This is a genomic window from Flavobacterium sp. AC274 (genome assembly GCF_979258275.1).
Genome location: NZ_OZ409852.1, coordinates 216,044 through 228,191 on the forward strand (window position 1 = coordinate 216,044; position 12,148 = coordinate 228,191).

Below are 12,148 nucleotides of genomic sequence, written 5' to 3' on the forward strand. Positions count from 1 at the left end.
ATTTAAGCTTGCTTACATTTACTTATATAACTTATATGGTTTATTTTTTAACACAAAAAGTGCTATTTTTGCTACAACTGACAAACCTAAACTATGAAAAAAACAATTCTTATAATGGCTATTACTACTGCAGGGATTTCATTTGGGCAAAATAATATTAAATATCCCGAAACTAAAAAAGGCGAAACTGTTGATGTGTATTTCGATACTAAAGTTAGCGATCCGTATCGTTGGCTTGAAGACGATAAATCTGCTGAAACCGGTGCCTGGGTAAAAGCCGAAAATGAAGTTACGTATGGCTATTTGGATAAAATTCCGTTTCGTGAAGAGTTAAAGAAACGAATGGAAAAACTTTGGAATTATGAAAAAATAGGCGCTCCGTATACAGAAGGAAAGTTTACTTATTTTTCTAAAAACAACGGACTTCAAAATCAATCGGTTATTTATAGAAAAGATGAAAAAGGAAAAGAAGAAATTTTTCTGGATCCGAATACTTTCTCTAAAGATGGAACGACTTCACTTGGCGGTATAGATTTTTCTAAAGATGGAAATAAAGCTGCATATTCTATTTCTGAAGGCGGAAGCGACTGGAGAAAAGTAATCATTATTGATGCTTTGTCTAAAAAAGTCCTTGAAGATACTTTAGTTGATGTAAAATTTAGCGGTGTTTCATGGTTAGGAAACGAAGGATTTTATTATTCTAGTTACGACAAACCAAAAGGAAGTGAATTATCTGCCAAAACAGATCAGCATAAATTGTATTTCCACAAGTTAGGAACTTCACAAAAAGAAGATAAAGTTATTTTTGGTGCCGATCAAAAACGTAGATATGTGGGCGGCTATGTTACCGAAGACAATCATTATTTGGTAATTACAGCAGCTAATTCTACTTATGGAAATGAGCTTTACATAAAAGATTTAACCACTCCAAACAGTCCAATTATAACCATTGTTGATAATTTTAACAGCGACAATGTTATTATTGATAATGATGGAAGTAAATTATTCATCGAAACCGATTTTAATGCGCCAAACAAACGCGTTGTATCTGTAGATTTCAGCAATCCGAAACCAGAAAACTGGAAAGATTTCATCAAGGAAACAGAAAATGTTTTAGCACCTTCAACAGGCGGCGGATATTTATTTGCTAATTATACAAAAGATGCTGTTTCATTGGTTTTGCAATATGATTATAACGGAAAATTAGTTCGCGATATCAAACTTCCAGCCGTAGGGACCGCAGGTGGATTTGGAGGTAAAAAACATGAAAAAGTATTGTATTATAGCTTTACCAATTATACAACTCCGGGAAGTATTTTTTCTTTTGATCCAAAATCAGGCAAATCAGAAGTATATCAAAAACCTAAAGTAGATTTTAAAAGTGAAGATTATGAATCTAAACAGGTTTTCTACACTTCAAAAGACGGAACAAAAATCCCGATGATTATTACCTATAAAAAAGGGACAAAACTAGACGGTAAAAACCCAACGATCCTTTATGGTTACGGTGGATTCAATATTAGTTTAACTCCGGCATTTAGTATTGCAAATGCTGTCTGGATGGAAAACGGAGGCGTTTATGCGGTGGCGAATTTAAGAGGTGGTGGCGAATACGGCAAAAAATGGCATGACGCGGGAACAAAATTGCACAAACAAAATGTATTTGATGATTTTATCGCTGCTGCGGAATATCTAATTGCACAAAAATATACCTCATCTGATTTCTTAGCGATTCGCGGAGGTTCAAACGGAGGCTTATTAGTAGGCGCAACAATGACACAACGTCCTGATTTAATGAAAGTAGCATTACCAGCCGTGGGCGTTATGGATATGCTGCGTTACCATACTTTTACTGCCGGTGCAGGCTGGGCTTACGATTACGGAACAGCACAGGACAATAAAGAAATGTTTGAATATTTGAAAGGATATTCGCCAGTACAAAATGTAAAAAAAGGTGTTCAATATCCGGCAACAATGGTAACAACAGGAGATCATGATGATCGCGTTGTTCCGGCACACAGTTTTAAATTTGCTGCAGAATTACAGGACAAACAAACCGGAGACAATCCTGTTTTGATTCGTATTGATGTAAAAGCGGGTCATGGAGCAGGAAAATCTGTTGCAGCTACAATTCAGGAAAATGTAGATATTCAGGCGTTCACGCTTTACAATATGGGATTTAAGGCTTTACCGAAAAAGTAAACTTTAGTCTATAATTTTTATAGCCACGAATTCACGAATTATTTTTGTGAGTTTGTGGCTATTTTTTTGCCACAGATTAGGGGATTAGAATGATTTTAAAATCTGTAAAGTTTTTTTGCCACGAATTTCACGAATTTTCACTAATTAAATTCGTGTCATTCATGGTAAATTTTTGCATTAATCTGTGAGAATCTTTTAATCTGTGGCAAACTTTTAACCGCAAAGAATTAGTGAAAATTAGTGAAATTCGTGGCGAACTTTTTTAAGATTTGTTTCACGCAGATTCTGCAGATTTGAGCAGATTTATTTAATTTGAAAAATAAGATCTGCACGAATCTGTTTAAATCTTTTTAAAATCTGCGTGAAAAAATAATTCGTGAATTCGTGGCGAACCTTTTTTAACCAATTCTTTTCTCTTAAATTTGAGAAAACTAAAAAACCAACAAATGAAAATTGTAAAATGGGGAATAATAGGTTGTGGAAATGTAACTGAAGTTAAAAGCGGGCCAGGATTTCAAAAAAGTCCAAACTCAGCGTTAGTTGCTGTAATGCGAAGAGACGCCGCTCTTGCCGAAGATTACGCCAAACGTCATAATGTTCCCAAATGGTATTCGAATGCCGTAGATTTAATAAATGATCCTGAAGTCGATGCTGTTTATATTGCTACTCCTCCATCTTCTCATAAAGAATATACCATTTTGTGTGCCAAAGCCGGAAAACCGGTATATGTTGAAAAACCAATGGCTTTGACATTTGAAGAATGCAACGAGATGATCAGCGTTTGCAAAGAACATAATGTTCCGCTTTTTGTGGCATATTACAGAAGAAGTTTACCAAGATTTTTAAAAATAAAAGAACTAATCGATCAAAATAAAATAGGAACTATACGACACGTAAATTGCGTTTTGTATCATCCGTTTGAAGAACGTTACGACGACGAGATCAACTTGCCATGGACAGTTTTACCTCATATTTCGGGCGGTGGAATTTTTGTCGATTTGGCTTGTCATACTTTAGATTTTCTTGATTTTGTCTTGGGTCCGATTAAATCGGTTCGCGGACATGCAAGTTCACAGCTTCAGGCATATCCTGCAGAAGATTCGGTTTCGATGTCGTTTTTATTCGAAAATGGAATTCACGGAACGGGTTTATGGAATTTTGCCAGTTTTGAACGTTATGATAATACGGAAATTGTGGGTGATAAAGGAAAAATCTCTTTCTCAACTTTTGGAAATGACCCGATTCATGTTCAATATACAAATGGCGAGAAAGAAAGTATCACGATTGAAAATCCATTACATATTCAGCAGCCATTTATTGAAACTGTTGTTGCCGAGCTTTTAGGTAGTGAAGAAGTTTCTCCTTCTAAAGGAACTTCTGGGGCAAGAACAAGCTGGGTTATTGATGAAGTTTTGAAGGAGTTTAGAAGTTTGAAATAACGAAATGAATTATCACACAATTTTGTCATCCCGAGGAACGAGGGATCACACTAGAAGCTCGACAAAGATTGTCGATGTGCTTTACGGAAGTACTAGTGTGATCCCTCGTTCCTCGGGATGACAAACAAGACGTGAAAAACAAAAAAGAGGATACCCTAACGAATATCCTCTTTTTTATAAACTATAAAATTTTCTTTTAGAAAATTATAGGCTGTATCGTAATCCGAAAGTCAAACCAACACCAGAAATTCCAACATATGAACTAATATCATCAGTAGCTTTTGTGTTATCAAAACCGGCTGCATTAGTTACTTTACTATTAGAACTTGTAGTTAATTTATCTACATAATTAGTATGAATCGCAGAATACGAAGCATCTGGTCTGAAAGTAGATGGTGCATGCAATTTATCTACTCCGTTTTCAGTAAACACAGTAGTTTCTTTTGTATCTCCGTGAACAGTAAAGTTTCTATATTCAATTTCAGCAAATAACGCTAGTTTTTTACCTAATTTATAAGAAGTTCCAATTGCAGCCATAAAACCAAGAGTTGGGTTAGGTTTTACAACGTCTTCAGCATAGGTTTTTGCTACTGTCGTTCTGGTTGGTGCTACAGTATAGTACTCACGATTAGTATCAATAGTTAAATCACCGTGAATAGGAACAATAACGCCTACTTTTGTATAGGGTTCAAAACCTTTACTTTCTCCCAAAAATAACACTAATGAAGGTGATAAATCCCAAGCTCTAATTTTTCCTACAGCATCTCCTGTAACAAAAACATTTGTAGTTCCAGGAACTAAACGATTTGTAGTTTCAACCATCAACTTATCAGCACTGGAATAATAGTTAATACCCATTTCAACTCCTAAACGCGTCGAAAAACGATAACCTGCAGTTAATCCGGAACGAAAACCTTCTCCAAATGACCCATGATTTGTTTCTCTCGAAATTAAAGTAGTACCATCTGCTGCGTAAACATCCGTATTAGGAGCCTGACCATTTACAATTGGAAATTCCGTAGCTGCTGTTTGAATAAAATATGATCCTCCTAATTTAAAATACCAGCTTTCTGGTTTATCTGCTGTTTCTGTTTGCGCCATTGTGGCCATAGAGCAAACTAATAATCCTAATAAAAATAGGCTCTTTTTCATAATTCTGATTTTAATTAATTTATACAAACTTATAATAATTTAACATATTCCTGTACTCTGTGATACTTCCCTTTGTACGAAAACGTTGTAATTTTGAGCAATATTACTAAAAAACTATTATGCACGCATAATTTTAACTTAAAAAAATGCATTCTTCTAAATTTTAACTGTTAAAATTTAATTCAGCTTAAAATTTACCTGCATTTTTTCTAATTCCTGCAATAACTCTGTCGAAATCCTGATCTTTAATCGTCGGCTCGGCATTGTTAATTTGGTTACAACCTTTATTTCCTCTACTTCTTTTACTTCCTGCATTTTAGTTTCGCTTAATGCTACTTCGTTATCGTCATTTTCACTTTCATCAACAAAAACAGCATCTTCGGTTTCTTCAAACTCATTGGTTGTTTCTACCTCAACCAAACGCTTAATTTTTTCTAATTCCATGATTTCAAAAGTCACTGAATTATCTCCTTTATTATCATTAAATAAATGGCTTAGTTTATGGATAAATTCTGTTTGAAGGTCTTTTATATTCAACAATACAACTAATTTCTTAGCAAAAGCTTCAAGTATGTCCTGCAGCTGTCTAATTTCAACAAACTGCATTCTTGGCTCTGATTTTTTACCTGTATCGTGATTTACCCATCCGTCTTTAATCAATATTTTCAGGAATGCAAAATTGTTCTGAATCAGGAAGTGACGGAATTTTAAATATTCTTCACCAAAAATCTTAAACTCAAAACTTTCATCATAACCTTCTAAATTAAATACTGCCCAGCCTTTTCCGTTCTTTGCTACACGATGTTGTACGTTATGAATGATGCCTGCGAAAGTCAGGTTTTTACCCACATATTCGTTCATACTCTTCAACGCTTCCAATCGTGCATTGCAGAAGTATTTCATCTCAAATCTAAAATCATCAAGCGGATGCCCGGAAAGATAAATCCCAACTACCTCTTTTTCTTTTGCCAGTTTTTCCATCGTACTCCAGTCTTCACAAGGGGGAACAACAGGCTCTGCAATTTGTACTTCACTGGTTTCGCCAAACAAACTTACCTGCGATGAATTTTCGTTTTCCTGAAACTTCGATCCGTAACGCATCGCTTTTTCATAAAACGTAATTCCGTCGCCATCATCATGAAAATATTGTGCTCTTGTAGTTCCTTCAAACGAGTCGAAACCGCCGGCAAGCGCCAGATTTTCAATCGCTTTTTTGTTGGCTGCACGCAAATCTATTCGCTTCGCCAAATCAAAAATCGATTTATATCTTCCGTCTTTTCTGCATTCTACAATTGTCGCAACGGCTCCCGAACCTACACCTTTAATTGCCCCCATTCCAAAACGAACCGCATAATCATCGTTTACAGTAAATTTGTAATACGACTCATTTACGTCTGGACCCAATACCTGCAAGCCCATACGTTTGCATTCTTCCATAAAAAAGGATACTTGTTTAATATCATTCATATTATTCGAAAGAACCGCTGCCATATATTCTGCAGGATAATGCGCTTTTAAATATGCCGTTTGATAAGCAATCCAGGCATAACAAGTTGAGTGTGATTTGTTGAAGGCGTAACTCGCAAAAGCTTCCCAGTCTTTCCAGATTTTCTCCAGAATTTTTGCATCATGACCTTTTTTTGCCGCTTGCTCAACAAACTTAGGTTTCATTTTATCAAGTACATCTTTTTGTTTCTTACCCATCGCCTTACGCAATACGTCGGCCTCACCTTTTGTAAAGTCTGCCAGCGATTGCGACAAAAGCATTACCTGCTCCTGGTAAACCGTAATTCCGTACGTTTCTCCTAAATATTCCTCACAGGCATCTAAATCGTATTTGATTTCTTCTTCTCCATTTTTTCTTCGAACGAAAGATGGAATATACTCCAAAGGTCCCGGACGATACAAGGCATTCATGGCAATTAAATCTCCAAAAACCGTTGGCTTCAGATCTTTCATGTATTTCTGCATTCCGGGCGACTCGTATTGGAAGATTCCAACCGTTTCTCCCCTCTGGAAAAGCGCATAAGTTTCAACATCATCAATCGGGAAAGTATCCGGATCCAGATCAATATTTGTTCTGTATTTTACCAGTTTTACGGTATCTTTTATTAAGGTAAGGGTCTTCAAACCCAGGAAGTCCATTTTAAGCAATCCTGCACTTTCTGCAACCGAGTTATCAAACTGTGTTACATATAAATCAGAATCTTTTGCTGTGGTTACGGGAACAAAATTCGTAATATCCGATGGTGTAATAATTACACCACAGGCGTGAATTCCCGTGTTTCGCATGGATCCCTCAAGAATTTTTGCCTGCTGAATTGTTTCTCCGGCCAAATCATCTTCATTGGCAATGGCGATTAATTCTTTTACGTTATCAAATTCATCAGATCGAAGGGCTTTTTTAACATCCTCTTCGTTTTCAGAAATAAAACGCGCCAAATTCCATTTTGAAGGCATCATTGCCGGAATCAGTTTTGCAATTCTATCGGCTTCAAATAAAGGTAAATCCAATACACGCGCTGTATCACGAATCGCAGATTTGGTTGCCATTTTACCATACGTAATAATTTGCGCAACCTGATTTTTACCGTATTTATTGATAACATAATCCATAACTCGACCACGACCTTCATCATCAAAATCGATATCAATATCGGGCATGGATACACGATCCGGATTCAGGAAACGCTCAAAAAGCAAATCGTACTTAATTGGGTCAATGTTTGTAATTCCTAAACAATAGGCAACGGCAGAACCAGCTGCAGATCCACGTCCCGGCCCTACCGAAACGTCCATATTTCTGGCCTCGGCAATGAAATCCTGAACGATCAGAAAGTATCCCGGATATCCTGAATTTGAAATCGTCAATAATTCAAAATCTAAACGTTCCTGAATAGATTCTGTAATTTCGCCATATCGTTTTTTGGCACCCACCATCGTTAGGTGTCGCAGGTATTTATTTTCACCTCGAACGCCTCCATCAGCTTCATCTTCGACAACAACAAATTCTTCGGGAATATCAAATTTTGGAAGCAATACATCACGATAAAGTGAATAACCTTCAACCTTATCTACAATCTCCTGAATATTGATAATGGCTTCCGGCAAATCGGCAAAGAGTTTTTTCATCTCTTCTTCCGACTTATAATAATATTCCTGATTTGGCAATCCGTAACGGTAACCACGACCACGACCAATTGGCGTTGCTTGTTTTTCACCGTCTTTTACACACAATAAAATATCGTGTGCATTGGCATCTTCTTTATTTAAATAATAAGTATTATTTGTTGCGATTAATTTGACATTGTGTTTCTGAGCAAAATCAATCAGGGTTTTATTTACACGATTTTCATCTTCCTGATTGTGGCGCATAACTTCGAGATAAAAATCATCTCCAAATTGTTCTTTCCACCAAATCAAAGCTTCTTCGGCCTGGTTTTCACCGACATTCAGAATTTTACTCGGAATCTCGCCGTATAAATTCCCGGACAAAACCATGATGTCTTCCTTGTATTTTTCGATGATTTTTCGATCAATTCTTGGAACATAATAAAACCCCTCTGTAAATGCAATCGACGACATTTTTGCCAGATTATGATAACCATTTTTGTTTTTGGCTAATAATACAACCTGATTTCCGTTGTCTTTTTTGCTTTTATCTAAGTGATTATCACAAACATTAAATTCACAACCTACAATTGGTTTTATTTCGGTTTCCGTTGGTTCTTCTCCAGCTTCAGCTAAAGCTTTATTTTTTCCGGAAGCCGCTTTGTTATGATTCATTACGGCGCTCACAAAATGGAAAGCTCCCATCATATTTCCGGTATCTGTCATGGCTACTGCCGGCATTTTGTTTTTGGCTGTAGCCGCAACAATATTTCCAATACCTATAGTCGACTGAAGAACCGAAAACTGCGTATGGTTGTGTAAATGCGCGTATTTTGCAGCTTTAAAATCGGCTCTTTCTGAGTCTGAAACCGTAGTTTGTACCTCATCAACTTGTAAAGCTTTTATTTGCTCTCTGATTTTATCAGAAGCTGCTTTTAAATTGATGTGTTTTAATCCTATTAACGGAAATTCCTGTGGATTTCTCTCTTGAAATTCCTTAAAATATTCTTTAGGAACATCCAGTTCTTCTTTCGTAAAAACTTCTCTTCTAATTAACTCTAAGAAACAACGCGTCGTTGCCTCAACGTCGGCAGTTGCATTGTGCGCTTCTGCAAAAGGTTTATCAAAAAGATAACTGTGTAATTCTGTTAAGGTTGGCAGTTTAAATTTTCCTCCACGACCTCCGGGAAGTTGCAATAACGAAGCGGTAACTTCGGTACAAGTATCTAATACCGGCATTGTACTCATTGGAGAATCAACACCCATTCTATGGAATTCGGCTCCCATAATATTAACGTCGAAACCTAAATTCTGACCAACGATAAATTTGGTTTTGCTTAAAGCGATATTGAACTTCTCCAGAACTTCGGCCAGCGTGATTCCTTCGGCTTCAGCCAATTCCGTTGAAATTCCGTGAATACGTTCGGCATCATAGGGAATATTAAATCCATCCGGTTTAACCAAATAATCCTGATGTTCGATAAGCTTTCCCATTTCATCATGAAGCTGCCACGCGATCTGAATACAGCGAGGCCAGTTGTCAGAATCGGTAATGGGAGCATCCCAGCGTTTTGGTAATCCGGTTGTTTCGGTATCGAATATTAAATACATAGAGTTAAAATACAAAAATTAAGCTCCAAATTCCAATTTTTTTCCATATAAATAATTGATTATATGGAGGATATAAATTTGCCTTATAGAAAATGGAGGAAGTTCAAATTTACGTTTTTTTTAGGCTAATGAAAAACGAATTATCAACAAAAAGCATTAATCAAAATCATTATTAGAAACTGTTAAAAACCAATAAAAATGATAAAATTTCGGTTATTTGATGTTAAAAACTTCGATTATTCATTTTGGATACTCATTGGTCCAAAATGAACACTTTTAAACGTAGCTCTCGCCTGAACTTTGCTTCATCAAATTAAAACAAATTATTATGAAAACAATTTTTATCACAGGCGCTTCATCCGGATTAGGAAAAGCAACAGCAAAATTATTCCACAATCAAGGATGGAATGTAATCGCAACAATGAGAAATCCTGAAAAGGAAACAGAACTTTCGGGTTTAAAAAACGTAACCTTATTACCATTAGATGTTACCAATTATGATCAAATACAAAGCACGGTTCAAAAAGCTATTGAATTGGGTGATATTGATGTTGTTTTTAACAATGCAGGTTATGGATTGATTGGTCCTTTGGAAAGTTTTAACGACGATCAGATTACCAAACAACTTAACACTAATTTATTAGGAGTGATTCGTGTTACAAACGCTTTTATCCCGTATTTCAGAGAAAGAAAAAGCGGCTTGTTTATCTCAACTACTTCTATTGGCGGATTAATTTCTTTTCCTTTAGGATCGGTATATCACGCAACAAAATGGGGTCTTGAAGGCTGGAGCGAAAGTATGGCTTACGAATTAAATCCGTTTGGGGTAAACATAAAAACCGTTTCTCCGGGCGGTATTAAAACAGAATTTCTGCACGGCTCACTTGATTCTGGATCTAAACCAGAATATGAAGCAATGACAAACGCCTTGTTTGCAAATGTTGATACCATGTTTGAAATGGCATCGACTGCTGAACAAATTGCCGAAGTTGTATTTGAAGCTGCTACAGATGGAAAAAACAAACTAAGATATGTCGCCGGAGAAGATGCCAAAGCGCTTTACAAACAAAGACTTGAGGTAGGCGATGAAGTTTTTCGTGCTGAATTCGGGAAACAATTTTTGGGAGCATAATTTATTCTGATACCGCTCAGGTTTTGATAATCTGTGCGGTATTCGTTTTTGATTTTTTATACCTTTATATCATGGAAAAGAAAAATAATAATCCGTCAAAACTTTCTTCTATATCGCAATTTCATAGTTTATTTAATCTGCCAAAACCACTACATCCAATGATTAGTCTGGTGGATAATACCAAACTGGTCATCAATGCTGAATTGACAAATAATGCCTTTTTGCTTGATTTCTATAAGATATCTTATAAATATTCGACCAACGGAAAAATGGGATACGGTCAGAGCTATTATGACTTTAATGAAGGCGGATTAATGTTTACATCGCCCAATCAATTGATTTTTACCGATAATGAAGAAGGAGCCGAATATTTCGGATTTACGCTGTTTTTTCATCCCGACTTTATTAGAAATTATCCTTTAGGGAAAAACATCAAAAAATATGGGTTTTTCTCCTATGATACCAATGAAGCATTGCATCTTTCTGACACAGAAAAAACAACTATTATAGGATTATTAACAAGCATTGATAACGAACTTCATACCGCAATAGACGAAATGAGTCAGGATGTTATTGTTTCGTATATTGATGTTTTGCTTAATTACAGTAATCGCTTTTACAAACGTCAATTCATCACCCGAAAAACAATCAGTAGTGATTTATTACTTAAAGTAGAAGACACTCTCGATAATTATTTCAATAATGCCGAAACCTTAAAAAACGGATTACCAACAGTCGATTTTTTGGCTTCACAAATTAATGTTTCTACGCATTACCTTAGCGACATGCTTCGCAATTTAACCGGGCAAAATGCACAGCAGCACATTCATTCAAAACTAATTGAAAAATCTAAGGACTTTCTGATTTCTACCAATCTTTCAGTAGCAGAAATAGCCTATCAATTGGGTTTCGAATATCCTCAATCGTTCAGTAAATTATTTAAAAAGAAAACCAGCCTGACACCTTTAGAATTTAAAAATTCACTGAACTAATCTTCAAAATTATTCTAAAAACATTCTCTTCAAAAACTTAGTTTTTATTTTAAAAAACATAAAATTTCATAAAAATACACTTCTTGGATGTCGTAGTATTTAGACATTTTATTGAGTCTAAATAGTGGCTTAAAAAACAGCTTAAAAGCATTCATAATTCATAAAAGCATCCATTTCGAAAAGAAATCAAAAATAGCAATTATTACTATTTTTAATCATTTTGTTACATATTTTTAAATTAATTATTATATTTTATAGTGATTATAAGATAAATTTGCAAACTATTAAAACAAAGAGCAATTAAACAAAATTAAAGCTGAAAAAGAAAATCAAAATCAATTTCTAAATCATTTTTCTGCCAAAATTTAATACACAAAAGCCTATTCGTAATTTGTATTTTGTTTTGGGTATCGTATATAATGAAATATTGAAATTGACGCATTTGTATCTTTTTTTACTTTTGTTTTGCTATTTAATAAACAGGAATTGCTGTGATTATAGAAATTACA

At 35.4% G+C, this 12,148-nt stretch carries 6 protein-coding genes; 4 read left to right on the forward strand and 2 right to left on the reverse strand.

Annotated elements, in window-relative coordinates; translation table 11 throughout:
* Positions 1-93 precede the first annotated feature (93 nt).
* Positions 94-2,202 carry a prolyl oligopeptidase family serine peptidase gene (locus tag ACZZZT_RS00955; protein WP_463459137.1) on the forward strand — a complete coding sequence of 703 codons (2,109 nt, stop codon included), beginning with the start codon at positions 94-96 and terminating at the stop codon, positions 2,200-2,202.
* A gap of 446 nt (positions 2,203-2,648) precedes the next feature.
* A complete protein-coding gene (locus tag ACZZZT_RS00960) occupies positions 2,649-3,641 on the forward strand; it encodes a Gfo/Idh/MocA family protein (protein WP_463459138.1) in 993 nt (330 codons plus the stop codon).
* Between the two features lie 204 nt (positions 3,642-3,845).
* Here ACZZZT_RS00960 and ACZZZT_RS00965 read toward each other — a convergent pair whose 3' ends face one another.
* Positions 3,846-4,793: an outer membrane beta-barrel protein gene (locus ACZZZT_RS00965; protein ID WP_463459139.1), complete on the reverse strand. Its 948-nt coding sequence runs from the start codon at positions 4,791-4,793 to the stop codon at positions 3,846-3,848.
* 177 nt (positions 4,794-4,970) lie between these two features.
* On the reverse strand, positions 4,971-9,515 hold the full coding sequence (gene dnaE, locus ACZZZT_RS00970; protein WP_463459140.1) for a DNA polymerase III subunit alpha: 4,545 nt from the start codon (positions 9,513-9,515) through the stop codon (positions 4,971-4,973).
* Between the two features lie 328 nt (positions 9,516-9,843).
* Between dnaE and ACZZZT_RS00975 the strand changes: the two genes are divergently transcribed.
* On the forward strand, positions 9,844-10,647 hold the full coding sequence (locus ACZZZT_RS00975; protein WP_463459141.1) for an SDR family oxidoreductase: 804 nt from the start codon (positions 9,844-9,846) through the stop codon (positions 10,645-10,647).
* Between the two features lie 71 nt (positions 10,648-10,718).
* Positions 10,719-11,639 (forward strand): helix-turn-helix domain-containing protein, encoded by a 921-nt coding sequence (locus ACZZZT_RS00980; RefSeq protein WP_073394671.1) that lies wholly within the window; start codon positions 10,719-10,721, stop codon positions 11,637-11,639.
* The last annotated feature ends 509 nt before the right edge of the window (positions 11,640-12,148 follow it).